The following is a 24,565-nucleotide window of genomic DNA, read 5'->3' on the forward strand; positions in this document are numbered from 1 at the left end:
CCCACCGGCGTTGGCACCGTGACATCCGCTTTTCCCTGCGAACCGCAAGCCGAGCCCCGTCGCGGCCGGTAGGTCCCTGGCAAAGTAAAGGAGGAGGCGGCGGCGCATGCCGACGCCGGGGGACATTTGCATAGGGGCCTGCCGGCCGCGGCGGGGCCCTAAACGATCGCGATGAACCTGATCGAAGACCGTGCGCCAAGCTTTTAAAATGAGACGCCCCACTACCTCAAACGAAGAAACGAAAAAAGCGACCCGAAGGTCGCTTTTTTCTTGAATCTGGAGCGGGAAACGAGACTCGAACTCGCGACCTCAACCTTGGCAAGGTTGCGCTCTACCAACTGAGCTATTCCCGCTTGGGAGGCGAGATTCTACAGCCAAACGTGGTGCTGTCAACAGCCCTCAGCCCTTCTTTTTCGCACGCGCGGTTTCGCGCGCGGCACGTTCGTCTTCGCGCAGGCTCGGCCACGCGGCATGCAGGTACTGCAGGCCGGAGAACAACGTCAGCACCGCGGCGATCGCCAAGGTCCAGTCGCCGATGTGGAAGACCGGTTCGCCCATCCAGATGTCGGACACCGGCACGTTCGGCGCAACCGAATACAGCAGGCACAGCAGCGCCACCATCTGCGCGGTGGTCTTGATCTTGCCGATCAGCGCCACGCGCACCTTGGCGCGCTGCCCGATTTCCGCCATCCATTCGCGCAGCGCCGACACCGCGATTTCGCGGCCGACGATCACGGCGGCCCAGAAGGCCATCCACGGCGTGGGATGACCCTGCACGATCAGGAACAGCGCAACGGCCACCATCAGTTTGTCCGCAACCGGGTCCAGGAAGGCGCCGAAGGCCGAAGCGAGGTCGTAGCGGCGGGCGATCCAGCCGTCCAGCCAGTCGGTCAAGGCGGCCAGGCCGAAGATCGCGGCCGAGGCAAAATTGGTCCACGTGTAGGGAAGGTAGAACACCAGCACCAGCACCGGGATCATCACGATCCGCAGCAGCGTCAGCCAGGTGGGGAGGGTCAACTTCATTGCGTCTCTCTACTCGCCCGCCGCAGAGGGCGTGGGCAGTCCATGAAGGTTAGCGTAGATGCGTGCAGCGAGGGCGTCATTGATGCCCTCCACTTTGGCGATTTCCGCCTCACCGGCCGCCTTGAGGCCGACCAGCCCGCCGAAATGCTTGAGCAGGCTGGCGCGCCGGCGCGGTCCGATGCCGGGAATGTCCTCCAGCTTGCTGGTCATGCGCGCCTTCTGGCGGCGACCGCGGTGGCCGGTAATGGCGAAGCGGTGGGCTTCGTCACGCACCTGCTGGATGAACTGCAGGGCCGGCGACGCGGCGCCCGGGCGCAGTTCGCGACCGTCGGGCAGCACCAGGGCTTCGTGCCCGGCCCGGCGCTCGACGCCTTTGGCCACGCCGACCAGCATCACCCCTTCCACGCCCAGGTCGGCCAGCGCGGCCTGCGCCTGGGCCAGCTGGCCGGCGCCACCGTCGATCAGCAGCAGATCCGGCAGCACGCCCTCCTCTTCCACGGCGCGGCGGAAACGGCGGTCGATGGCCTGGTGCATGGCGGCGTAGTCATCGCCCGGCTCGATGCCGCTGATGTTGAAGCGACGGTACTGGCTGCGCACCGGGCCACTGGCGTCGAACACCACGCAGGAGGCCACGGTGGCCTCGCCCATGGTGTGGCTGATGTCGAAACATTCGACCCGCTTCACCTGCTCGGCCAGGCCCAGCATCTGCCGCAGGTCTTCGCTGCGCGCGTGCTGCGCGCTGCGGCTGGTGAGTTCGCTGACCAGGGTGATCTGCGCGTTGCGGCTGGCCAGTTCCACGTAGCCGGCACGCTCGCCACGCACGTTCCACTTCAGCTGCACCTTGTGCTCGGCCGACGCACCGAGCGCCGATTCGATCATGCTGGCGTCGGGAATCTCGCGGTCGAGCAGGATCTCGCGCGGCGGCGCGTGCTCGGCGTAGTACTGCGACACGAACGCGGCCAGCACCTCTTCCGCGCTCTCCTCACCATTGGTGCGCGGGAAGAACGGGCGCGTGCCCATGTTGCGTCCATCACGGAACGCCAGCAGCATCACGCAGGCGCTGGCGCCCTGGGTGGCACAGGCCAGCACGTCCAGATCGGCCGCGCGGCCGTCCACGTACTGGCGGGTCTGCATGCTGCGCAGCGCGGTGACCAGGTCGCGCAGGCGCGCGGCCTGTTCGAACTCCAGCGCCTCGCTGGCCGCCTGCATCTGCGTGCCCAGCTCGCGCGCCAGCTGGTCGCTCTTGCCTTCCAGGAACATCGAGGCGCGCCGCACGGATTCGGCATAGTCCTCGGCGGGCACCAGCGCCACGCACGGCGCGCTGCAGCGGCCGATCTGGTACTGCAGGCAGGGCCGCGAGCGGTTGCGGAACACGCTGTCCTCGCAGCTGCGCAGCTTGAACAGCTTGTGCATCAGGTTGAGCGTCTCGCGTACCGCCGTGACGCCCGGATACGGCCCGAAGTAGCGCCCGGGCACCGCACGCGGGCCACGGTGCAGCGCGATGCGTGGCCAGTCTTCGCGGGTCAGCAGTACGTGCGGATAGGTCTTGTCGTCACGCAGGGAGACGTTGTAGCGCGGCGACAACGACTTGATCAGCTGGTTTTCCAGCAGCAGCGCTTCGGCCTCGGACCGGGTGACGGTCACGTCCATGCGCGCGATCTGCGAGAGCATGGACATGATCCGCGCCGTCTTCGGCGTCCCGTTGAAATAACTGCCGACGCGGTTGCGCAGCGCGCGCGCCTTGCCGACATACAGCAGCGTGTCGTCGGCGGCGTACATGCGGTACACGCCGGGCGCGGTACTCAGGTGGGCCGCGAATGCCTTTCCATCAAAGGCCGGAGCGGTGGACTGGGTCATTCGCTGATCGGCACGTCGCTCAATACGCCGCTGACCGGGTCGAACCGCAGCACGGCATGGGCATTGGTCTCGGCGATCCATACCGCCCCACCGCCCATCGCCAGCCCGGCCGGGCCATGCAGGCGACGCGGCAGCTCCACGGTGCTGAGTTCACCGCCGCCCAGGCGCAACGTACGCAGGCGGCCGTTGCCCGCATCGGCGATCCACAGCAGCGGCGCGTCGGGACTCAGTGCGATCGCCTGCGGGTACTGCAGCTGGGCGGTGGCGCGCGGACCATCCTCGTCGCCGAACGACCAGAGGCCCTGCCCGACCAGCGTCTGCACCAGGTCGCCGCGCAGCTGCATGGAGCGGATCGACGAGCCCAGCGCGTCACACACGTACAGCACCTGCTGTACGGCCGCGAGCGCCGCCGGCTGCGCGAACGCCGCCATGTGGCCGCTGCCGTCGCGCAGGTCGATGGCACCGGAACCGGCCCGCCAGGACAGCGTGCGCTGGCCCAGGTGATAGCTCCAGATGCGGTTGTCGCCGGCCATCGCGATATGGATCTGGTTGTCAGCCACCGCCAGCCCCTGCGGGTGGTTGAGCGCGACCTGGCGCGGGTCGGTCACCGCGCCTTCGCGGGGCTCGCCCGGGCGGCCATTGCCACACAGCGTGTCGACCTGTCCGTTCAACAGATGGATGCGGCGCAGGGCGTGGTTGCCGGTGTCGGCCACGTACAGCCATTCGCGCTCCAGGGCCAGGCCCTGGGGACGGTTGAAGGCAGCTTCACCGGGGCCCCCGTCCATCATGTCGGCCGTGCCCAGCCCGAACTGGCGCAGCACACGCCCGCCATGGCTGCATTCCAGCACGCGATGATGGCCGCTGTCGGCGATGTACAGACGCTCGGTGGTCACCACCAGGCCGGTCGGGAACAGCAGCGGCAGGCGTGGCTCAGGATGCAGCTCGCGCGCCCGCGAGGCATCGCCATCGTGCACCGGCGCGGCGCCTCGGCACAGGGCATTCAACGAGCGCTCGAGCTCGTCGCCGAACCCGACCAGGCGGTCGACCTCGCGCCCCTGCGCGTCCAGCAGCACCAGCGTCGGCCAGGCGGTCACGTTGAAGCGGCGCCAGCCATCCCAGTCCGCGTCCAGCAGGGCCGGCGCGGTCAGGCCCTGGCGGCGCAGCAGCTTCAGGGCCTGCTCCGGGTCGCGCTCGCAATCGAAGCGCGGCACCTGCAGGATGAGCAGCTGCAGCTTGCCCGGGTTGCGCGATTGCCACTGCGCCAGCTCGGCCAGCCGGTGCGCGCACCAGACAGAGGCCGCGTTGACGAAGGCAAGCACGACCGGACGGCCGCGCAGTTCGGTCAGGGTGGTCGGGGTGGCATTGAGCCACGTGGCGAATTCCGGCAGGTCCTGGACGGGCTGTACGTTCATACCGTGATTATGCCGGAGTCGGCGTCATGCAACCGTCGCGCCAACGTCAATTTGGCGACGGAGTGCACGCCCAAGGACCCCCTCAAGCCTGCGCCGCCAGCCACGCCTCGGCGCGCTCCAGATCCTCGGGGGTGTCGATGCCGGGCGGGAACTCGGCCGGGGTCAGCGCCACGCTGATGCGGTGGCCGGCCTCCAGCGCACGCAGCTGCTCCAGTGATTCCAACTGCTCCAGGCGGCCGGCCGGCAGGGCCGCGAAGCGGCGCAGGAAGCCGGCGCGGTAGGCATAGATGCCGATGTGGCGCAGCCAGTGCGGGCCGGACAGGGTGTCGTGCGAGCGCGCGAACGCATCGCGGTGCCAGGGGATCGGCGCGCGGCTGAAGTACAGCGCATCCAGGTTCTCCCTGCGCACCACCTTGACCACGTTGGGGTCGAACAGCGAGGCGGCGTCCTCCACCGGCGTGGCCAGCGTGGCCATCTCCGCCCCGCTGTAGACCAGTGCTTCGGCCACCGTGCGGATGCCCTCGGCCGGGGCGAAGGGTTCGTCGCCCTGCAGGTTCACCACCAGGGTGTCGTCGCTCCAGCCGGCCTGGGCAGCGCACTCGGCCAGCCGGTCCGTGCCGGAGACGTGGCTGGACGCGGTCATCGCCACCCGTACCGTGGGCAGGCCGTGCAGGGCCTCGGCGATGCGCACGTCATCGGTGGCCACCCACACCTCGCGCGCACCGGCCTGCAGCGCGCGCTCGGCGACGCGCAGCACCAGCGGCGTGCCGCCGAGCAGGCGCAGCGGTTTGCCGGGCAGGCGCGAGGCGGCGTAGCGGGCCGGGATGGCGACGACGAAATCGACGGACTGGCTCATGCGGGCTCTCTCTACAGTGACGCAATGCAAGGGAATGCAGCGATCAACGCTTGCCGAGCTTGTCGACCCGGTCCAGCAGGTTGATCCAGAAGGCGGCGGGAAGGTCAGCGGCCAACGGCACGGCGAAGTGCCATTCGTTGGCGAATACCTTGCACTTCACCGCGTCTTTTTCGGTCATCAGCACCGGCAGTTCGCTGCCGAAGCGCAGGTCGGACGCCTGGTAGGCATGGTGGTCGGCGAAGGCATGCGGCACCACGCCGATGCCATGCGCGCGCAGCATGTCGAAGAAGCGCTGCGGATGCGCGATACCGGCCACGGCGTGCACGCGCTGGCCACGGAAATGCGTCAGCGCGCGGGCTCGCCCACCGGTGAGCGGCTGCGCACTGTCGATGTGCAGCTGCATGGGCCATTCGCCGAAACCGCACGCGCCCACGGCCGAGGGCTCGGCACTGGCCTGGCCCAGGTTGACGACCCGGAAGTCACACTCCTGCGCACGGCTGGCCGGTTCGCGCAGCGGGCCGGCGGGAATCAACCGCCCGTTGCCATAGCGTCGCTGCGCGTCGACCACTTCAATCTCGATGTCGCGCGCCAGCCGGTAGTGCTGCAGGCCGTCGTCGCAGACGATGATGTCGCAGCCCGCCTCGACCAGCGCCCGGCACGCGGCCACGCGGTCGGCATCCACGCGCACCGGCACGCCGGTCTTCCAGGCGATCAGCACCGGCTCGTCGCCGCCCAGCGTGGTGGCGGTGGTCGCCTCCACCCAGCGCGGCACCTTGGGCTGCTCGCGCCCGTAGCCGCGGCTGGCCACGCCGGGCTTCCAGCCGGCCTCGCGCAGGCGGTTGACCAGGGCGATGGTCAACGGGGTCTTGCCGGTGCCGCCGGCGGTGACATTGCCGACCACAACCACCGGCACCGGCAGCGCATGCCGTTTCAGCCACCGCCGCCGGTACAGCGTGCGGCGCAGGGCCACAACCGCGCCATACAGCGGCGCGACCAGGCGCGCCGCGAATGGCACCGCGCTGCCGTCGTACCAGTACGACGGCGTCTGGGACCCCTTGGACGCCATCAAGCCAGCCTTTCGCGGAACTGCATCTTGTGCAGGTGTTCGTACAGCCCGCCCAGCGCCAGCAGCTCCTGATGGGTGCCCCGCTCGACGATGCGGCCATGGTCCATGACCAGCACCTGGTCGGCGTGCTCGATGGTCGACAGGCGGTGTGCGATCACCAGCGTGGTGCGTTCGGGCATCAGGCGCTGCAGCGCATCCTGGACCAGGCGCTCGGATTCATTGTCCAGCGCGGCGGTAGCTTCGTCGAGGATCAGCACCGGCGCGTCCCGCAGGATCGCGCGGGCGATCGCCAGGCGCTGGCGCTGGCCACCGGACAGCAGCGCGCCGTTCTCGCCCACCGGGGTCTGCAGCTGCTGCGGCATGCGGGCGATGAACTCCCAGGCGTTGGCCGCCTCAGCCGCCGCGCGGATCTGCGCGTCGCTTGCATCCATGCCGTAGGCGATGTTGGCCGCCACGGTATCGTCGAACAACATGACCTTCTGTCCGACCATGGCCACCTGGCGACGCAGGTCGGCCAGCGGATACTCGTCCAGCGGCACGCCATCCAGGCGGATGCAACCGCCATTGGGCTCGTAGAAGCGCGGCACGAGCCGGATGAGGCTGGTCTTGCCGCTGCCGGAACGGCCGACAATGGCGGTTACCGTGCCCGGCTTGGCGACGAAGCTGATGTCATCCAGTGCGATGCCGGTGTCTTCGCGGTAGCGCAGCATGACGTGCTCGAACGACAGCTCGCCACGCACACGCTGTACCCGGGTGGCACCTTCGTCGCGCTCGACCGGCAGGTCAAGGATGCCGAACAGGCGTTCGGCGGCGGCGACGCCGCGCGAGATCGAGGTCTGCACGCTGGTCAGGCGTCGTAGTGACGGAATGATGGCCATCATCGAGGTCATCAGGCCCATGAACTGGCCGGCGTTGAGCTTGCCGGCCAGCGCCTCGCGGGTGGAGACCCAGACGATCACGGCCAGCGCCAGCGCGGCCAGGAACTGCACGGTGCTGGAGGCCAGCGCGCGCGTGGTTTCCACCTTCATGTTCAGGCCGAGCATGCGGTTGGCCAGGCGTGCATAGCGCGAGATCTCATGCGCCTGGGTGCCGTGCACCTTCACTTCCTGCTGCGCCGCGAGTGACTGCTCGGCGGTCTGCGCCATGCTGCCCATGCCGTCCTGGATGCCGCGGCTGATGCGCCGGTAGCGCTTGCCCACGAACGAGACGATCACACCGATCAGCGGCACCACCACCAGCATCGCCACCGTGACCTTGACGCTCATCTGCAGCATCACCACCAGCATGGCGATGATGGTCAGCGTGTCGGCGACCAGGGTCTTGAGCGCATCCGCGCTGGCCTGGGTGACCTGCTCGGTGTCGTAGTTGAGGCGGCTGACCATCACCGGCGTGGCTTCGCTGTCGAAATGCGAAGACGGCAGGTGCAGGTACTTGGCCAGGACCTGCTCGCGCAGGTCGCGCACAACGCTGCGCCCGGTACGGGCCAGGGTGTAGTCGCTGACCAGCGTGGCCAGGCTGCGCATCATGAACAGGCCGAGGATGGTCAACGGCAGGATCACCGCCATGCGCGGCTCGGGGTTGACGAAGCCGCGGTTGACCAGCGGTTCCATCAGCTTGGTGAAGTGGTAACCGGCCAGTGCCTCGATCACCATGGCGATCACCGCCGCCACCATGAATACCCAGTAGGCGCGGGTGTAGCCCAGCAGGCGCTTGTAGATCGGCCAGATCGGCGCGTGTTTCTTGCTCATGGACGCACCTCCGGCGCGGTAGCGATGGCGATGCGGCGGAAGCCGAGCTGGCCCAGGGCATCCTGGGCGGTGACCACGGCCTGGTACGGGGTGCGCGCATCGGCGCGCAGCAGCACGGTCTGCTCACGATCGCTGCCGGCGACGGCGGCAATGGTCTGCTTGACCGACTCGACGTCGGTGCGCAGCACTTCCTGGTCGTTGATGAAGTAACGGCCCTCGGCGTTGACCAGCACGCTGAGCGAGCGCGGCGGCTCGGTGCTGTTCTGCTGGCTGGCGGTCGGCAGCTGCAGCTGCAGCGTCGAGCGCGCGTCGAAGGTGGTGGTGACCACGAAGAAGATGATCAGCACGAGGATGACGTCGATCAGGGGCACCAGATCGATATGCACCTCGTCCTGGACCCGGTCGTTGCGGATGCGCATCCGTCAGCCCTTGACCGTCACGGGTGCGGCGCCGGCCGGCGTGGTGCCGGTGCGTGCCGCGCCGTTCATGACGCCGGGGCGCCCATCCAGCGCATCGAGCAGTGCCGAGGCTTCCATTTCCATCTCGATCACGTAGCCGCCGATGCGGCCCTTGAAGTAGCGATGGAACATCAACGCGGGAATGGCCACGATCATGCCGGTGGCAGTGCAGACCAGCGCCTTGCCGATGCCGCCGGCCAGCTGGTTCACGTCGCCCACGCCATGGTCGAGGATGCCCAGGAACATCTGGATCATGCCGACCACGGTGCCGAGCAGGCCCAACAGCGGTCCGGCCGAAGCGATGGTGCCCAATGCGTTCAGGTAACGCTCCATGCGGTGCACCAGGTGCCGGCCGGCATCCTCGATGCGTTCGCGGATCTGGTCGCGCGGACGGTTGCGCGCCTCCAGCGCGACGGCCAGCAGCGCGCCCAGCGGCGAATTCGCGCGCAGCGACTGGATGTGATTCGGATCGAGCTTGCCCCGCGCGGCCCAGTTGCGCACTTCCTGGCCCAGCCCCGGGGGCAGGACCTCAGTGCGCCGCAAGGTCCAGAAACGCTCCAGGACGATTGCCAAAGCCAGTACACCCAACAGCAGCAGCGGCACCATCGGCCAGCCACCGGCCTTGACCAGTTCCCACACGTTTCAACCCTCCGGCCCATTGGCCGCCTGTTTGACCGCCGATAGGATAGCAGCCGACCGCGCCCGCTCCGCGGCATCCCACCAACGCCGTTCGAAAAGACGCTGTTCACGCACCTGCAGCCCGTCCCGGCCCAGCCAGACGCGCAGCGCACCGCTGTCGGCGGTGTTCAGGACCTCGGCGTCCACTGCCCGCCAGCGCGCCACCACGTCGCGGCGCGGGTGGCCGAAGCGGTTGCCATGCCCCGCCGAGACGACCGCCAGCCGTGGCGATACCGCGCGCACCCAGTCGTTGCTGGACGACCCCGCGCTGCCTTGGTGCGGCACGATCACCGCCTCGGCACGCAGCGCCGGCGTGTCCACCAGCAGCGCGGCCTCGACCGTGATCCCGATGTCCCCGGCCAGCAGCAGCGCGCCATGCGGCGTGCCGATGCGCAGCACGCAGCTGCTTTCGTTGCCGACATAACGCGCGGATGGAGGCGGATGCAGGTAACGGAAGTCGACCGCATCCCAGCGCCAGGCCTGGCCCGCCGCGCACGGCGTGCCGATCCCAGGCACCGCGCCGGGCGGTGCCTGCAGCGGTGGTTCGGCAAATGCCCGGCGAACCGCCGCGACCCCGCCGGCATGGTCGCGGTCGGCGTGGCTCAGCACCAGCCGGTCCAGGCGCTGCTCGCCCAGCGCACGCAGGGTGGGCACCACGATCCGCTCGCCGGCATCGAAACCGCCCTCCGCCGCCGGCCCCGCGTCGTACAGCAGCCGGTGGTCACGGGTGCGCACCCATACCGCCAGGCCCTGGCCCACGTCCATCACCAGCAGCTCGACCTCGCCCTCGCCGGGACGCTGCCGGGCCGGCCACAACAGCGGCAGGCACAGCAGCAGCGCCGGCAGGCGCGCCCCGGCCGCGCGCGGCAGCAGCAGCCAGAACACGCCGAGCAAGGCGGCGAGCAACGCCCCGGGGCCCGCCTGCGGCAGCCACCACAGCGCCAGCGCACTGCGCGCCACCCACCCGAACAGCCACCAGCTGGCCTCGAAGCACCACGCCGCCAGTTGCCACGGCCACCGTCCCGCGCCGGCCAACAGTGCCTCCAGCGCGGTGCCGAGCAGCGCCAACGGCACCACCACCAGGCTCCACCAGGGGATGGCCAGCAGGTTGACCAGCGGGCCGGCGCGCGAGGCCTGGCCAAACAGCGCCACGGTCAACGGCAACAGCGCCAGCGTCGCCACGCCCTGCGCGCCGAGGAAGCTGCGCCACCAGCGCACGTCGCGCCCGGGCAGGCACCACACCAGCCACAGCACGCCGCCGAAGCTCAGCCAGAAGCCAGGGGCCAGCACCGACAGCGGGTCGAACAGCAGCAGCGCGAGCGCGGCCAGGGCCAGCGACTGGCCGACGGTGCAGGGCCGGCGTCCGCAGCGCGCCAGCGCCACCACGGCAATCATCAGCACCGTGCGCACGGTCGGCAGGGCGAACCCGGCCACTGCGGCGTAGAGGGCGGCCCCCGCCACCGCCGCCAGCGCCGCCGCGAGCGGCCTGGGCCACACCCGCCCCAGTCCCGGCAGCAGACGCCAGCACAGCGCCGCCAACGCAGCCGCGAATCCCGCCACCAGGCCCACGTGGAAGCCGGAGATCGCCACAAGGTGGGTCAGCCCCAGGGCGCGCAGGTCGTCCCAGTCCTGGTCCGCCAGCCCGCGGGTGTCGCCCAGCGCCAGCGCCTGCACGAAGCGCCTTCCCTGCCCCTGCACCCGGGTTTCGATGGCCGCCGCCATCCGCTCGCGCCAGGCCGGCAGCCCGACCGGTTCCCCCAGCGCCCTGGCAGGCGCGCGCACATGGCCGCTGCCGGCCACGCGCTGCAGCAGCGCATGGCGCTCGGCATCGAAGCCGCCGGGATTGCGCAGTCCGCGCGGCGCGCGCAGCCGGGCCTGCAGCGACCAGCGCTGCCCGGCCCGCACCGCGTGGCGCGGACCCGGCAGCGTTGCAGCGGCCGGGTCGTGCCAGCTCAGCTCCAGTTCGCGTCCGCGCACCGGCGCCGGCATGCGCGCGTCATCGTCCACGCGGAAGCGGAAGCGCGTGCTGCGCGGTCCGTGCCGGGGCAGGTCCAGCACGCGGCCCTGCAGCGTGTATTCCACCGATGCGGCCTGTGCAGGCAGTTGCGCGGCTAGCACCGCGTGTCCGTTCAACGCCGCCCAGCCGATGCCGACCAGCAGCGCACCGCACCACCGCGCACTCGGCCACAGGCACCATGCGATGGCGCCTGGCACCAACACACACCATGCCGCCAGCGTTGGCAGCAGCACCGGCGCGAACACCACCGCGCAGACGCCCAGCAGCAGCGCAGCCGCGCACGCCTTGCCGAACATCGGCAATACATGTGCAGGCAATGGGGAGGAAGAGGGGAACGACAGCGACATGCGGGCCGGTTGATCAGCACAGCCTGCATGCTTGGCGAGTGGCGCGTCCCTCACCATCGGTCAGGTGCGCATCGGCGCGTGGGGGACTGCCGCGCGGCACTGAAACGCATATAGCAAAAAAGCCGACCTGAGGGCCGGCTTTTCTGTTTGTCCACCGCAGTCGCTGGGACTGGAGTGGTGGGCGGTACAGGGTTCGAACCTGTGACCCCTACCATGTCAAGGTAGTGCTCTACCGCTGAGCTAACCGCCCGTTTTCTCGCTGCCCCGTTGCAATTGCGTCGGTGCAGGCCGCGTATATTACGGACACCCCGCGTGAAGAGCAACACTTTTGTGAAGGTATTTCACAACGTGTTGTTCAGCCCAGGCTGGCCTCCTTCAGCTGGCGGATCTGGTCACGCACGCGCGCGGCATCCTCGAACTCCAGGTCGCGGGCGTGCTGGTACATCTTCTGCTCCAGCGCCTGCAGGCGCTTGGCGATCTGGGCCGGTTCGAGGGTGCGGTAATCCACCGCCTCCTCCGCGACACGACCGCCCTTGCCCTTCCCTTTGCCACGCGCTTCCTTCTCGGCCGCGTCCGACCGCGCACCTTCCAGCACATCGGTGATCGGGCGCAGCACCGACTTGGGCACGATGCCGTGCGCGGTGTTGTACTCGACCTGCTTGGCGCGACGGCGGTCGGTTTCGTCGATCGCCGCCTGCATCGAGCGGGTCATCTTGTCCGCATACAGGATCGCCTTGCCACGCAGGTTGCGCGCGGCGCGACCGATGGTCTGGATCAGCGAACCGGTTGAACGCAGGAAGCCTTCCTTGTCGGCATCGAGGATCGCCACCAGCGACACCTCGGGCATGTCCAGGCCTTCGCGCAGCAGGTTGATGCCCACCAGCACATCGAACTTGCCCAGGCGCAGGTCGCGGATGATCTCCACGCGCTCGACGGTGTCGATGTCCGAGTGCAGGTAACGCACGCGGATACCGTGCTCGGTAAGGTATTCGGTGAGGTTCTCGGCCATGCGCTTGGTCAGCGTGGTGACCAGCACGCGGTCGCCGAGCTTGATGCGCTCGTTGACCTCGCTCATCAGGTCATCGACCTGGGTGCCCACCGGGCGGATCTCCACCACCGGATCGATCAGGCCGGTCGGGCGCACCACCAGTTCGGTGATCTCGTCGGCCGCCTCGCGCAGCTCGTACGGGCCGGGCGTTGCCGACACATAGATGCTGCGCGGACACCGCGCCTCCCACTCCTCGAACCGCAGCGGACGGTTGTCCAGTGCCGACGGCAGCCGGAAGCCGAATTCCACCAGGGTTTCCTTGCGCGAGCGGTCGCCCTTGAACATCGCGCCGATCTGCGGAATGGTCACGTGCGATTCGTCGATGACCAGCAGCGCGTCCGGCGGCAGGTAGTCGAACAGGGTCGGCGGCGGCTCGCCCGGGGCCTTGCCGGTCAGGTGCCGCGAGTAGTTTTCGATGCCGTTGCAGAACCCCACCTCGGCCATCATTTCCAGGTCGAACTGGGTGCGCTGCGCCAGACGCTGCGCTTCCACCAGTTTGTTCTGCTCGTACAGCTGCTCCAGCCGCACCTTGAGCTCGGCCTTGATGGTGTCCACCGCCGACAGCACGCGCTCACGGGTGGTCGCGTAGTGGGTCTTGGGATACACGGTATAGCGCTGCAGGCGGCGCAGGCTCTCGCCGGTGAGCGGATCGAACATGCTGATCTGCTCGACCTCGCCGTCGAACAGCTCGATGCGCACCGCCTCGCTGTCCGATTCGGCCGGGAAGATGTCGATCACCTCGCCGCGCACGCGGAACGTGCCGCGGTGCAGCTCGTACTCGTTGCGCGTGTACTGCAGCTGGGTGAGGTGGTTGATGAGGTCGCGCTGGTCGATGCGCTCGCCGGTGGACAGGATCAGGCGCAGCGACAGATAGTCTTCGGGCGCGCCGAGGCCATAGATCGCCGACACGGTGGCCACCACGATGGCGTCCGGCCGCGACAGCAGCGTCTTCGTTGCCGCCAGACGCATCTGCTCGATGTGTTCGTTGATCGAACTGTCCTTCTCGATGAAGGTGTCCGACGACGGCACGTAGGCCTCGGGCTGGTAGTAGTCGTAATAGCTGACGAAGTATTCCACCGCGTTGTTCGGAAAGAACGACTTGAACTCGCCATACAGCTGCGCGGCCAGCGTCTTGTTCGGCGCCATCACCAGCGTGGGCTTCTGCACCCGCTGGATCACGTTCGCGATGGTGTAGGTCTTGCCCGAGCCGGTCACGCCGAGCAGCGTCTGCTTGGCGACGCCGGACTCGAAATTGGCCGTCAGCTTCTCGATCGCCGCCGGCTGGTCACCCGCCGGGGAATACGGAGATACAAGTTCGAAGCGATCGCTCATGGTGCCGCCATTGACCGGGCCTTCCATTATACCGGGGGCTTGGGTGACGGCCGGCTGAGGGGCTGCCCTACCCTGCGCAGCGGCACAGGCCGATGGGCGCGCGGGTGCCGGGGCGGCACGGTGGTGCTTTCCGCCAAGGATCGCCGCACATGCGCCCGACCCACCCGCCATCGGCCCTGCGCGGCTGGACACTGCTGGAACTCACCGTTGTCCTGGCGATGGTCGCGCTGCTCTGCGCCCTCGCCTTTCCTTCGTTCAGCGACGCCGTGAACCGGCTGCGCGCGGACATGCTGCGGATGCAGATGGTGTCGGTGTTCAACAGTGCGCGCAGCACGGCGATCACCCGGTTCCAGCCGATCGGAGTGTGCCCGAGCGACGATGGCCTGAGCTGCGGTGCGGACTGGAGCCGCGGCTGGATCATCCACCGGGACAACGGCGCGGGACCACCCGCGCTGGAGCCCGGCGACATCCTGCATTTCCGGCCAGGCTACCGGAAGGAGGCCCTGCAGGCGCGGGCCAGCCAGGGCCGCACGCGGCTGCGTTTCCAGGCCGACGGCCGTAGTAGTGGCAGCACCCTCACCGTGGACATCTGCGCCGGCGACGCCCTGCACAGCCAGGTGGTCGTGAACAACGTCGGCCGGACGCGCTCTACCCGGCTGCGCGAGGCGACCGAGTGCCGCTGGTGAGCAGAAACGACAAAAGCCGCGATTGCTCGCGGCTTCTGCAGATACTGGCGCCCGAAGTTGGACTCGAACCAACGACCCCCTGATTAACAGTCAAGTGCTCTAACCGGCTGAGCTATTCGGGCGGGGACGCGAATTCTAGACGTTCATCCGTGGCGTTGCAACATCCGGGCGTCGCTTACCAGCAATCCAGCGCGCTGGTGTTGGCCGGGGTCTTCACCCCAGCCTGGTTCACGCTGAGGGTGCCGCACGGGTCCTTGGCCTGGTCGCCCGCCGGCACCGCGGTGACGGTGAACGTCCTCGCGGTGGGGAGGACGGTTACCGTGTACATCGCCTTGCTGCCATCGCGCGGCGAGGAAATGCTGGTGGCACCGTTCTCGGTGAACTTGAAGTTCGTGTAGCTGTTGTTGAGCGTGTACCAGCGCTCGGCCCGCTGTGCGTACTCCACCATTTCCGCCTTGGCCGCGGCGCGCTTGGACTTCCGCACCTGGCTGGTATAGGAGGGGTAGGCGATGGCAGCGATCACCGCGATCACCGCCACCACGATCATCAACTCGATCAGGGTGAAACCCATGACCTTGCGCGGCCCGCGCCCCTTCAGGGAGGAAAGCTTGCTCACTGGATCTGTCTCCACGATTGGCGACCACATGGGTAAGGAACGTAAATCGTATCTGGGCCAACCTGGTAACCCTGCACGCACCCAATGGTCGGCGGCGCCGGCGGACCAGCCGGCGGACCGGACGGCGGTGTTCCACCCAGATTCGGCGGCGGCACGCGCGGCAGCGCGAACGGATTGCTGTTGAGCACCGGCGCACTGCCCTTGCTGTTGTTGCGCATGCCGGCCGTACCTTCGGCAAATCCAGTGCCGCCAGGCGAGTTCAGCGTCGCACGCCCCAGTGCCCCTTCGCCGGTCAACGGATACAGGGCGAAGAACCAGTTGACGCCGGGCGTGGAGCAACCCGAGCCGCCCGGGACGGGTGCATAGGTCGTCATGGCAACGATGCCGTTGGACAACGACGGATTGCCCACGAAGCGCTCACTGGCAGGATTGGTACCCGTGCCAAGCGGCAGATCGATGAACCACCCCTGCGACGTGGTCGGATTGCCAGTATTGGCCGTTACCGTCCGGAAGTTGTTGGCATCGGTCGCAACGGTCCGACCGGTCAGGTTGCTGCGCGTCCAGGTGCTGGTGACCTGGCCGTTCACCGCATCGTTGACGCCATAGAGGCTCTGCAGGGTGTTGTCATTGCCATCGCCATCGAACGAGAAGCTGCCGGTGCCGAAATAGAGCATGACGCCGCCCTTGGTACCGGTGCCGGCGGTAATGCCGCCCGTGATGGGTTGGCGACGTGCGAGTCCATTTTCGGTAAACGCACGCGTAGTGAACAGCGGCACCGTCAGCGCGGCATTCGTGCGCAGGTCGAACTTCCAGACCGCACCCTTCTGGTCGGTGCCGTAGACGGTGTCCGAATAGCCATCGCGGGTACGCCGCTGCTGGTCAGCATCGCCCCAACGGTCGATCACCACGATGCTGGCCAGGCCATTGCTGCCGGTGGGCACGCCCGTGCCCGCTTCGACAGCCTCGATCATGGTGGGCACGCCGGTCGCCACGTCGACGACGAACAAGACCGCCTTGCCACTGGCGCTGTTGAAGCCATTGCCAAAGATCGCCTTCCAGGACGGCACGTTGCCGGCGCCCAGCACCGGCACGATCACCGGCTTGCTCAGCACGTGGCCAATGTTCTGGCGCACCGTAGCCGAGAGGTTGGGATTGAGGTCGCTGATCTCCCACAGCCTGCTGCCGGCAGTGAACGTGCTGCCGGGCGTGACGTCGAGGCCAAACACGCTGCGGCCACCCGCACCGGCGCTGCCGACCAGCGTGGTGTGCCACGCATTGCCATAGAAGGAATCGGCAACCGCGATCTGCCCATCCACGAAATACCTGTGCTGGAACTTCTGGAAATTCTTGTCGGCCGCGTTGTAGGGGAAGAGCAGATTGCCCATATGCCCCAGCGCAGTACTGGGAATGTAGGCGAACGCCTCGGTGCCACCACCGCTGATCGGGTTGCCAGCCGCATTCATACCACCATTGAAGGCATGCAGCATGCCGTCGTTGGCGCCGACGTACACCATGTAGTTGGCATCGTTTGCCTTGCGGGTGAGATAGTCGGCGTAGCTCGTGGCGTAGGTACCACCGAGGCTGCGGTATCCGAAATCGTCGATCGGCGAGCTGACGACCGGCGTGGACGTCACGATGTCGCCCAGACGGGTGGTGCGGTCGCGCATCTTGCCGCCACTGCGCTTTTCGTAGGTCGTGTCGCCACGCAGGTACGCCACCGCATCCGCGGAGGTCAGCGGCCCTACCCTGCCCGTCAGCTCGCCTTCGGTGCAGTTGGACATGTCCGGGTACAGACCGGCGGGCTTGGTGCAGAGGTCTGCAAGCGTGACATTGCTGCCGGAGAACTCGCGGGTGACGCCGTCCTTGCTGAAGAAGATCCTGCGCGACGCGGCCGACTGGAGCTGCTCGGCGGCATCCCAATACGGGGTCTGCACCAGCGCGCGCGTGGTCGGGTCGACCGACAGGCGGTTGGCCTTAAGACGGCTGAACCAATCGGTACCTTCATTCTCGATCTGATACTCCGGCCCCACCGAGATGGAGCCGGCGCCGATACGCGCCCCGCTGGCACCGGTGCCGCCCGACGGCGACCCGCCAGCGGTGACCGCGCTCAACACGCGGCGCATGGCTTCGGTGATTTCCGCCGGCGTACGGGCGTTGATGTATTCGCCACGGGTATTGACCGAGGCGTGCCAGATATCGTCAACGGTGCTTCGCTCATCATCCTGACGCGGCGGCCAGTTGCCGTAGATGGACGCGTCCGTATAAGGATTCTGGACAAGATCCGGATTGAACAGATTGCCGCGGGCACCCAAGGTCACGCCATAGAAATTCAGGTGCAGGTTGGTCTGGCAGTCCAGCGCCTTGTCCGGATTCTGCTGTTTGCATGCCTCGGGCACCGGCACACCGCCAGCCGGCAGGTCCGCGCGCAGCGGCGAGTTGCCGGCACTGGTGTTCAGGTAATACTGGGTGACGATGTCGGCCATCGTATCGTCGTTGCCGTCCTGGAACGGCACCCCCATGTTGGCATCCTTGCCCCCCACCGTCGGACCGCCGTTGTTGCTGAAGCCGTCGGTAAACAGCATCACGGCATTCTTCTGGCAGGTCAGCTTGACCGGGGCATTGTCATCGGTTCGCGTGAACTGCTTGGCCGCCGCGTCCACGGCCCAACGATTGGGCGTACCGCCAGCGGCGGTCAACGCGCGCATGTCCGTGTACAGCAACACCCGGTCCGGCCCGTCCTTCATTTCACGGATAGGCAGGCGCTTGGCCGCCGTGTTGTAGGAGCCGTACTGGTTGATGCGGAAGTAGCCCACCCGCAACTTCCTCACTTCGGCCATGGAGCGGGTCAAGCCCGCCACCATCGCGCGGTTGCGGTTGCCGTAGTACGTAAACCAGTTGGCGAAATTCTGCAGTGCATCGGCATTGGCGGTGGTGATCGTGTACTTCCACATCGAACAGCCGTTGCCGCAGGCATTGGCCACCACCACACGGGTCATGCCGGTGTAGGCGTTGGGATATCCGGGCATCACGGGGTACGGATCACCGGTCCCCGTATAACGCGTGAAGAACGTCGCCGGCCAATGCTCCATGTATACGTTGGTGTTGTTGCCCGACCACGTGGTCTCGCGGTCCGTGGTGCGCCAGCGGTTGTCGTAGTAGCGCGTTCCGGACGGCAGGATCATGCCGGTCTGCATGCGGAACGTATCGTTGGCCGACGTGCCTGCAAAGCTGGTGCGCAGGTCGATCGTCTCGCTGCTGAAGTTCCCGCGCGGGTCATACCGCGCCGCATCCACTCTCGACTGCGCGTCCGGTACCGGATCACCGGTCAACGGATCGGTGACGTTGACCCAGGGCTCATACTTCACGTTGGGGTTGTAGTAGGTCGGGTTGAAATCCGACGACCGCGCGAAACCAAGCGTATCCAGCGGCGGCACGCCGTAGTAGTTGTTGATGCGTGCGCCCGGCATCACATAGAAATAGTCGCAGGTGTCGCCCGACGTGTTCAGGACGCCGTTGCTGTCGAAGAAGCTGGCACGGTTCCGGTTCCAGCAGCCCTCGCCATCGCGTCCCGGGAACTGCGTCTGGAAGGTCATGGAGCCGGAGTCATCCACCGCCATGACGAACGACGCCGGACTGGATACCTGGAAGTTGAGCGGCTCCTGCGCCAGCAGGCCTTGGCCCTGCGCTGCAATCAGGTTGTAGCCGACGAACGCCAGGCCGATTGCTGCCACCGTCGAACCGGCGGCCGTCCACTTGAATCTGCGCGAAGCCATGGCCGCGTCCCTCAGAGCTTGAAAATGGTGTCGATGACCGACGACGAGGTCGGGTTTGCCGGGTCGTCGGCAGAGTACGCGGTGATCTGGAACGTTGCCGAGGTGCGATCGTTGGGGACGCCCATGTCAAGGGCATTGCCGCCCGGACCACCGCACTGGTCGATCTGGCGCACATTGATCGCCGGCACGCCCGGGCTGGCCTGCAGGCTGGCCCACTGCACTGGGTCGAAGCCGTCTTCGCAATTTTGGCCGATGCTGGCAGCGCTGGTCAGCAGGCTGCCGCTGGGGATCGCGGTCCGGTCCGTCACCGCCTCCACCGCACGCTCAGCGTTGCGCACCACGCCCTCGGTGTTTTGGAAAGAGCGACCAGCGGCGCGGTAGTTGGCGGCCATCTTTTCCTGCATGCCCGCCACCTGCATGCCGGCAACGCCGAGCAATGCCAGCAACAGCAGCATGATCAAGGCCACGTACAGCACGGCGCCGCGCTGGCGCGGGCGTGACTGGAATTGCAGACGATGCAGACGGTTCATGGTCAGTTTCCGAACAGGCGGTTGCGCAGGGCGACGCTGACTTCGTAGGCGGTGCGGTAACGCCCGTCAGTCGCACCGTCCTGGTTGTAGGTCATGCCCAGCACCCCCAGTCTGGCGGCGGCGTCGGCGGGACGTGAATCAGCGTTGGTGCCAGTACGTTCGGCGCTACGCGCCACCAGACCGACCTGCACCATTCCGACGCGACGCCACTCCGCCGCACCTGCGGCAGTGGTCGCCGTAGTGACGCCTGACGCGACGTTCTGCACCGTCATGTTGCCCACGGGAGGGGTGGCGCCGGTGATCGCGGGGGTGGTGTCCTGCGCGTACATGAACTGCAGATTCTCGATGCCATCCACCAGTTCTTCGTTGATTGCATAGACACCGGCCGAGTTGGCCCGGGCACGACGCAGTCCCGGGCCATTGGTGCCCTGGCCGATGTAATAGACCATCGATTCGGCGCGGTACACCTGAGTCGGTTCCGGCTGCGGCGCGTAACGCGTGAAGTCCACCGTCGTACCGGTGATCTTGCCGGCCGCAAGGGTGCCGGCGAAGACATCGGCGGATTCGCAGTTGGCAATCCCGAACAGGGTCGGCGTGGCCACGCCCCCTTGGGTCAGCCGGCTCCCGCCACCGCTCTTCAGGGTCAACTCCTGCCCACTGATGGCAGTGACCGGCACGCCTTCCGGTGCCAGGAAGCGCAGCACCAGGATGTCGCTGCCGGCGACCGGCGCAGGATTGAGGCCACCGATGGCCGCCGGCAGGGCCGCCGGCACGGCGCCCTGCCCCACCGCCAAGGTGGAGGTCGGCCCGGTGTTGGGCGCCTCGTACCCTTGGATGGCCACGCTGAAGTCCAGCGGGCTGCCGCTGCCAGTTGCCGCGGTCAAATTGTTCTTGGGCGAATTCATACCCTTGATGAAGTGCGCCTGGTCGTTGACACAGCCCATGTGGCCAGCCATCCGGATATCACGTTCAAGGAAGTCCAGCGCAAAGCGACCACTTTCCTGTGCACGTGCCACGCCTTCGGAAAGACGCGATGCCGAATGGGAGGCGATGAAGACCTGGGTGATGCCCAGCATGAGGATCAGGCCGATGACCAGTGCGATCATCAGCTCGATCAGCGACATGCCTGCCTGACGGGTACGGAACATGCGCGGGCCTTTCATAGCTGGGTGCGGATGGCGAAGCTGGTGGCGGCGTCTGGAGCAGTGCGGCTCCAGCGCTCATCGGCCCAGCTGATGGTGATGTTGGCAACGCCATCCACCACGGTCACCGTGGCCGATGCGTTGTCGCCCAACGCCTTGACCACCTGGCACTGCCAGCGTGCGATGTTCTGGTCCAGGGTGACGATGGCAGTCGGACGCGTACACACGCCAGTGGCGGTTTTGGTTCCAGAGGCGAAGGTTGCGTTGCTGTACCACGCCGACTGGAAGCGGTTGCTGCGCATCTGCTCGCTCAGGTCGTATGCCAGATTGGTGGCCTGGGTCCGATAGTTGGCACTTTGCACATAGCGGACATTCATGGTCTGCAGCAGCGCGAAGCCAAGCAGGCCAAAGGCCAACACGACGACGGCGATGAGTACCTCAAGCAGGCTGAAGCCTTGCTGCCGGCCGCGCGGTCGATAGGGGTTACGGATCATTGGCAGGCTCCCTTCACACTTGTCAGCTGGCCGGATGCATTGACAGTCATGGTGCGCTGCAACTCCTGGTTGCCGCACTGCGCCGGGCGCAAGGTGACCACCTGGTTGGCGCCATCGCGGCGACGTCCACGCGAATCGAAGGCGATCATGGCGTTCGGCCCCGTTACGGTCATCGCGCCGTTGACCGCGCTGTAGCGCAGCACGGTCTCGCCGCTGCTGAAAGCACCGTCACCGTTGCTGTCGCTGAAGGCCAACATTCCCTTTGCCCACTGACCGTCGCAGCCGGTGCCATTGCTGCTGCCGCAGACGGCTCCACCGTTGTTGTTGCGGATCGCATCGCTGCGGGCCAGGTTGACCAGACCGATCAACTCGTTCTGGGCGGTAGCCACCCGGTTGGAACGGATCAGGTTCTGGAAGTTTGGAAACGCGATGGCGGCCACGACCCCGATCACCACGAGCGTGATCATGAGTTCAACCAACGAGAAGCCCTTGGACAGGCGTGCAGACATGGGACGCTCCCCAGCGTGATGACACGAACAATGGACGCCCTGCCGCCCGGCGGCAAGCGACAGCAGGACGAACGGTCGCCCGGAGGCGACGGGCGTCAAACCGTTGACACCCGTACGGTTGAAAGGGCGGCGGCGGGCTCCCCGCCCACCCCGCCCTGCCTGCTTAGGCCAGCACCCGGTAGCAGGGCTGGTATTCGCCGGAGATCTTCATCCGGCGCTGCTCGACGAAGCCGCGCAGCAGTTCGTCCAGGGCCTGCATCATGTCGGCGTCGCCATGGATCTCGAACGGCCCGAACTCCTCGATGCGGCGCATGCCGTCTTCCTTCACGTTGCCGGCCACGATGCCGGAGAAGGCACGGCGCAGATCGGCCGCCAGGGCGTGAGGCGGACGCCCGTGGTGCAGGTCCAGCGCGGCCATCGCCTCGTGCGTCGGCACGAACGGCTGCTGGTACTCCCACGGAATCTCGATCGACCAGTTGAAGAAGAACGAGTCCTTCTGCACCAGCCGGTGCTCGCGCACGCGCTTGATGCCAGCCGACATCTGCCGGGCCACGGCCACCGGGTCGCCGATGATGATCTGGTACCGCTCGGCGGCGGAATCGCCCAGGGTCAGGCGGATGAAGCGGTCGATCTGCTCGAAGTACGGCGCGGCCACGGTCGGGCCGGTCAGGATCAGCGGGAACGGCAGGTCCTTGTTTTCCTCGCGCAGCAGGATGCCGAGCAGGTACAGGATCTCCTCGGCGGTACCCACGCCGCCGGCGAAGACGATGATGCCGTGGCCGATGCGCACGAACGCCTCGAGACGCTTCTCGATGTCCGGCATGATCACCAGGTGGTTCACGATCGGGTTCGGCGATTCGGCGGCGATGATGCCCGGTTCGGTCAGGCCGATATAGCGCGTGGTGTGCTTGCGCTGCTTGGCATGGGCGATGGTGGCGCCCTTCATCGGGCCCTTCATCGCGCCCGGGCCGCAGCCGGTGCAGATGTCCAGCCCGCGCAGGCCCAGCTCGTAGCCCACCTGCTTGGTGTACAGGTATTCGTCGCGACCGATCGAATGGCCGCCCCAGCACACCACCAGGTTCGGGTCGCCCGGGTTGAGGATGCGCGCGTTGCGCAGCAGCCCGAACACCGCATTGGTGATGCCTTCGGACGACTCCAGCTCGGCCGCGTAGGCCGGGCCCATCTCGATGGCCATGTAGGCCAGGTCGCGCACGACCGCGAACAGCAGCTCGGCCACGCCGCGGATGATCTCGCCATCCACGAAGGCCATCGCCGGGGCGTTCACCAGATCGATGCGGACGCCACGGTCCTGCTGGGCGACCTGGATGTCAAAATCCGGGTAGAGATCGCGCGCCGCGCGCGGATCGTCGGAGGCGCTGCCACTGGTGAGCACCGCCAGCGCACAGCGCCGCAGCAGCTCATGCATGCCACCGCCGGAGGCGTCGCGCAGGCGCGCAACCTCGGCCCGGGACAGCACATCCAGCCCACCGCGCGGGTAGATCCGCGCGTCCTGCACCGGCAGCGTCCGCGCCGGCTTTTCAGTGATCGTCATTTCCATTCTTTTCGCTTCCTCAAGGTTGCCGACTTTACCGCTGCCCCCTTAAAAAGCAAAACGGCCGGGAAACCCGACCGTTGGATGTGTTTCTGCGCTGGCAGGCCGTTTCGGGCTGCAGCGGTGCGCGGTGATGGGCGCAACAGCGGAATCATACAGGCTCTCGTCGCAAAAAGGTAGAGCCGACCAATGGCCGGCTGGCTTTCGTGCGGCATCCAGATACGCCTGTGTCTGTGACCTGCTCGGCATGCCTGCACTGCCAATCACGTCAGGCATAGCCTGCCTCATACAAAACCGCGAAAACGGCTGAAACAAACGATTTTCAATCATCTGTGCACTCCTGCAATGTAGTCCACGGAGCCTACAAACTCCGTTAATGACAGAATGACGACTTCCTGTGTCGGGAGGGTGGTTAATACAACACCCTCAACAGGGGAATACACCACGCCGTATGTCATTAGACGGTTTGTAGCCTCCCGACGCCTCTCGCCACCCCGGCGAGAGGTCTTTTCTGCAGGAGGTCTACCATGCAATCGCATCGGGCTGACGCGCCGTCTGATGTTTCCGCTGCACACGCCCTTCCTTCCGTACAACATCCCAATCCCAACGCCGCATCGCCATCTCAGGCCGTCCAGGATGAGGCCGAATGGCCCGGCGCAATCCCCGTTGTGATGTTGCGGGGAAAATGGCTGCACCGGTTGGGATTTCCACCGAGGTGCCTGGTCAGGATCGAGGCGCGCAAGGGTGTCATTACGTTGACCCCTGCGGGACCAAGGGCAAAATTCAATTCTGCGATCCCCGACCACTTCGGGGATCGACCCCGCTACACGCAGCTCAAGGACCCACAGATCACGCAGGCGACGCTGGACAGCGCGCTGCGCTGCCACTTCCGTGAGGCGGCATGGCGGGTTGGGAAATCGCCTTCGTTGTTGCTGCGTTTGCTGATGCAGCGCTACGTGGATGTTGACCAGGACCGCTTCGCATTGAACCTGCCATTGTGGGGGCATTCCGAGCGAAAGGCTGCGACGTTGGTGGCCCGGGAGCTGGTGGCGCAGCAGGTCGCGACCGAGTCGCGGTAATGCGCACGTTTTTGCTTCGCGAACGCATGGCGGGCTGCTTCGGCGGGCGATCGGCGTCGGCGGGGCGGCGAGTGCGTAGTTAACGGGCGCCTGGACAGTGACCCGCACGCTTCGCGGATGCCACCCATGGCGAGGCACCAAGGGTGGATACCTGCGCAGGCTGATCCGATTCCGCATTGAAATTGCAGAGGGGGGCGGCCGTCCGGCATACGCCATGCAACGAAGATCGGCCGGGTTTCCCCGGCCGCCTTCACTGACGCAACAAATTCAACGGATCACTACTCGTACGACGCCATCGACTGTATGGTTTGGCGCGACAAGCCGGAGTCCAAAGACTTGAAA

19 protein-coding genes and 3 tRNA genes are annotated in these 24,565 nt (G+C 66.9%); 2 read left to right on the forward strand and 20 right to left on the reverse strand.

Annotated features, from left to right (window positions below; translation table 11 throughout):
- Positions 1–277: 277 nt before the first annotated feature.
- From RT456_RS18305 to uvrB, 12 genes are all read right to left on the reverse strand, one after another.
- A tRNA-Gly gene (locus RT456_RS18305) sits at positions 278–353 on the reverse strand.
- 46 nt (positions 354–399) lie between these two features.
- The gene (gene pgsA / locus RT456_RS18310) at positions 400–1,023 is read right to left on the reverse strand and encodes a CDP-diacylglycerol--glycerol-3-phosphate 3-phosphatidyltransferase (RefSeq protein ID WP_313348714.1); all 624 of its coding nucleotides are present in this window, start codon (positions 1,021–1,023) and stop codon (positions 400–402) included.
- Between the two features lie 9 nt (positions 1,024–1,032).
- Positions 1,033–2,880 (reverse strand): excinuclease ABC subunit UvrC, encoded by a 1,848-nt coding sequence (gene uvrC / locus RT456_RS18315; protein WP_313348716.1) that lies wholly within the window; start codon positions 2,878–2,880, stop codon positions 1,033–1,035.
- Entirely contained in the window at positions 2,877–4,292 is a 1,416-nt protein-coding gene (locus RT456_RS18320) for a hypothetical protein (protein WP_313348717.1), read from the reverse strand. The genes uvrC and RT456_RS18320 overlap by 4 nt, the downstream gene beginning before the upstream one ends.
- 82 nt (positions 4,293–4,374) lie before the next feature.
- Complete coding sequence (gene kdsB, locus RT456_RS18325) at positions 4,375–5,148, reverse strand: 3-deoxy-manno-octulosonate cytidylyltransferase (RefSeq protein WP_313348719.1); 774 nt, start codon at positions 5,146–5,148, stop codon at positions 4,375–4,377.
- Positions 5,149–5,191: 43 nt separating this feature from the next.
- Positions 5,192–6,214, reverse strand: a complete 1,023-nt coding sequence (gene lpxK / locus RT456_RS18330) for a tetraacyldisaccharide 4'-kinase (protein WP_313348721.1) — start codon at positions 6,212–6,214, stop codon at positions 5,192–5,194.
- The gene (gene msbA, locus RT456_RS18335) at positions 6,214–7,962 is read right to left on the reverse strand and encodes a lipid A export permease/ATP-binding protein MsbA (protein ID WP_313348723.1); all 1,749 of its coding nucleotides are present in this window, start codon (positions 7,960–7,962) and stop codon (positions 6,214–6,216) included. Before msbA ends, lpxK begins: the two co-directional genes overlap by 1 nt.
- The gene (locus tag RT456_RS18340) at positions 7,959–8,381 is read right to left on the reverse strand and encodes a biopolymer transporter ExbD (RefSeq protein ID WP_313348726.1); all 423 of its coding nucleotides are present in this window, start codon (positions 8,379–8,381) and stop codon (positions 7,959–7,961) included. Before RT456_RS18340 ends, msbA begins: the two co-directional genes overlap by 4 nt.
- A gap of 3 nt (positions 8,382–8,384) precedes the next feature.
- Positions 8,385–9,059: a MotA/TolQ/ExbB proton channel family protein gene (locus tag RT456_RS18345; RefSeq protein ID WP_313348728.1), complete on the reverse strand. Its 675-nt coding sequence runs from the start codon at positions 9,057–9,059 to the stop codon at positions 8,385–8,387.
- Between the two features lie 3 nt (positions 9,060–9,062).
- On the reverse strand, positions 9,063–11,462 hold the full coding sequence (locus tag RT456_RS18350) for a DNA internalization-related competence protein ComEC/Rec2 (protein ID WP_313348730.1): 2,400 nt from the start codon (positions 11,460–11,462) through the stop codon (positions 9,063–9,065).
- Between the two features lie 175 nt (positions 11,463–11,637).
- A tRNA-Val gene (locus RT456_RS18355) sits at positions 11,638–11,712 on the reverse strand.
- Between the two features lie 105 nt (positions 11,713–11,817).
- Positions 11,818–13,842, reverse strand: a complete 2,025-nt coding sequence (gene uvrB / locus RT456_RS18360; RefSeq protein ID WP_313348731.1) for an excinuclease ABC subunit UvrB — start codon at positions 13,840–13,842, stop codon at positions 11,818–11,820.
- Between the two features lie 149 nt (positions 13,843–13,991).
- Here uvrB and RT456_RS18365 point away from each other — a divergent pair, with 149 nt between their 5' ends.
- On the forward strand, positions 13,992–14,528 hold the full coding sequence (locus RT456_RS18365; protein ID WP_313348733.1) for a GspH/FimT family pseudopilin: 537 nt from the start codon (positions 13,992–13,994) through the stop codon (positions 14,526–14,528).
- Between the two features lie 45 nt (positions 14,529–14,573).
- Here RT456_RS18365 and RT456_RS18370 read toward each other — a convergent pair.
- The 8 genes from RT456_RS18370 to ppnN form a co-directional block, all read right to left on the reverse strand.
- Positions 14,574–14,650, reverse strand: a tRNA-Asn gene (locus tag RT456_RS18370).
- A gap of 53 nt (positions 14,651–14,703) precedes the next feature.
- The gene (locus RT456_RS18375) at positions 14,704–15,099 is read right to left on the reverse strand and encodes a type IV pilin protein (protein WP_313348750.1); all 396 of its coding nucleotides are present in this window, start codon (positions 15,097–15,099) and stop codon (positions 14,704–14,706) included.
- Between the two features lie 41 nt (positions 15,100–15,140).
- Positions 15,141–18,917, reverse strand: a complete 3,777-nt coding sequence (locus RT456_RS18380; protein ID WP_313348736.1) for a PilC/PilY family type IV pilus protein — start codon at positions 18,915–18,917, stop codon at positions 15,141–15,143.
- A gap of 11 nt (positions 18,918–18,928) precedes the next feature.
- Positions 18,929–19,447, reverse strand: coding sequence for a PilX N-terminal domain-containing pilus assembly protein (locus tag RT456_RS18385; protein WP_313348737.1), 519 nt, complete (start codon positions 19,445–19,447; stop codon positions 18,929–18,931).
- A 2-nt stretch (positions 19,448–19,449) separates the two neighbouring features.
- The gene (locus RT456_RS18390) at positions 19,450–20,595 is read right to left on the reverse strand and encodes a PilW family protein (RefSeq protein WP_313348739.1); all 1,146 of its coding nucleotides are present in this window, start codon (positions 20,593–20,595) and stop codon (positions 19,450–19,452) included.
- Positions 20,596–20,606: 11 nt separating this feature from the next.
- Positions 20,607–21,083, reverse strand: coding sequence for a type IV pilus modification protein PilV (gene pilV, locus RT456_RS18395; protein WP_313348741.1), 477 nt, complete (start codon positions 21,081–21,083; stop codon positions 20,607–20,609).
- Positions 21,080–21,592, reverse strand: a complete 513-nt coding sequence (locus RT456_RS18400) for a GspH/FimT family pseudopilin (protein ID WP_313348743.1) — start codon at positions 21,590–21,592, stop codon at positions 21,080–21,082. Before RT456_RS18400 ends, pilV begins: the two co-directional genes overlap by 4 nt.
- 163 nt (positions 21,593–21,755) lie before the next feature.
- Complete coding sequence (ppnN, locus tag RT456_RS18405) at positions 21,756–23,144, reverse strand: nucleotide 5'-monophosphate nucleosidase PpnN (RefSeq protein WP_313348746.1); 1,389 nt, start codon at positions 23,142–23,144, stop codon at positions 21,756–21,758.
- Positions 23,145–23,671: 527 nt separating this feature from the next.
- Here ppnN and RT456_RS18410 point away from each other — a divergent pair.
- Positions 23,672–24,223 carry a hypothetical protein gene (locus RT456_RS18410; RefSeq protein ID WP_313348748.1) on the forward strand — a complete coding sequence of 184 codons (552 nt, stop codon included), beginning with the start codon at positions 23,672–23,674 and terminating at the stop codon, positions 24,221–24,223.
- Positions 24,224–24,565: the final 342 nt, after the last annotated feature.

This window comes from Stenotrophomonas sp., from assembly GCF_032099025.1.
GTDB lineage: Bacteria > Pseudomonadota > Gammaproteobacteria > Xanthomonadales > Xanthomonadaceae > Stenotrophomonas.

What these genes read in the sequence shown, in the direction of transcription:
- pgsA (WP_313348714.1), bottom strand. Translation starts at nt 1,023, where the DNA reads ATGAAGTTGACCCTCCCCACCTGGCTGACGCTGCTGCGGATCGTGATG.
- uvrC (WP_313348716.1), bottom strand. Translation starts at nt 2,880, where the DNA reads ATGACCCAGTCCACCGCTCCGGCCTTTGATGGAAAGGCATTCGCGGCC.
- RT456_RS18320 (WP_313348717.1), bottom strand. Translation starts at nt 4,292, where the DNA reads ATGAACGTACAGCCCGTCCAGGACCTGCCGGAATTCGCCACGTGGCTC.
- kdsB (WP_313348719.1), bottom strand. Translation starts at nt 5,148, where the DNA reads ATGAGCCAGTCCGTCGATTTCGTCGTCGCCATCCCGGCCCGCTACGCC.
- lpxK (WP_313348721.1), bottom strand. Translation starts at nt 6,214, where the DNA reads ATGGCGTCCAAGGGGTCCCAGACGCCGTCGTACTGGTACGACGGCAGC.
- msbA (WP_313348723.1), bottom strand. Translation starts at nt 7,962, where the DNA reads ATGAGCAAGAAACACGCGCCGATCTGGCCGATCTACAAGCGCCTGCTG.
- RT456_RS18340 (WP_313348726.1), bottom strand. Translation starts at nt 8,381, where the DNA reads ATGCGCATCCGCAACGACCGGGTCCAGGACGAGGTGCATATCGATCTG.
- RT456_RS18350 (WP_313348730.1), bottom strand. Translation starts at nt 11,462, where the DNA reads ATGTCGCTGTCGTTCCCCTCTTCCTCCCCATTGCCTGCACATGTATTG.
- uvrB (WP_313348731.1), bottom strand. Translation starts at nt 13,842, where the DNA reads ATGAGCGATCGCTTCGAACTTGTATCTCCGTATTCCCCGGCGGGTGAC.
- RT456_RS18365 (WP_313348733.1), top strand. Translation starts at nt 13,992, where the DNA reads ATGCGCCCGACCCACCCGCCATCGGCCCTGCGCGGCTGGACACTGCTG.
- RT456_RS18375 (WP_313348750.1), bottom strand. Translation starts at nt 15,099, where the DNA reads ATGGGTTTCACCCTGATCGAGTTGATGATCGTGGTGGCGGTGATCGCG.
- RT456_RS18380 (WP_313348736.1), bottom strand. Translation starts at nt 18,917, where the DNA reads ATGGCTTCGCGCAGATTCAAGTGGACGGCCGCCGGTTCGACGGTGGCA.
- RT456_RS18385 (WP_313348737.1), bottom strand. Translation starts at nt 19,447, where the DNA reads ATGAACCGTCTGCATCGTCTGCAATTCCAGTCACGCCCGCGCCAGCGC.
- RT456_RS18390 (WP_313348739.1), bottom strand. Translation starts at nt 20,595, where the DNA reads ATGTTCCGTACCCGTCAGGCAGGCATGTCGCTGATCGAGCTGATGATC.
- pilV (WP_313348741.1), bottom strand. Translation starts at nt 21,083, where the DNA reads ATGATCCGTAACCCCTATCGACCGCGCGGCCGGCAGCAAGGCTTCAGC.
- RT456_RS18400 (WP_313348743.1), bottom strand. Translation starts at nt 21,592, where the DNA reads ATGTCTGCACGCCTGTCCAAGGGCTTCTCGTTGGTTGAACTCATGATC.
- ppnN (WP_313348746.1), bottom strand. Translation starts at nt 23,144, where the DNA reads ATGACGATCACTGAAAAGCCGGCGCGGACGCTGCCGGTGCAGGACGCG.
- RT456_RS18410 (WP_313348748.1), top strand. Translation starts at nt 23,672, where the DNA reads ATGCAATCGCATCGGGCTGACGCGCCGTCTGATGTTTCCGCTGCACAC.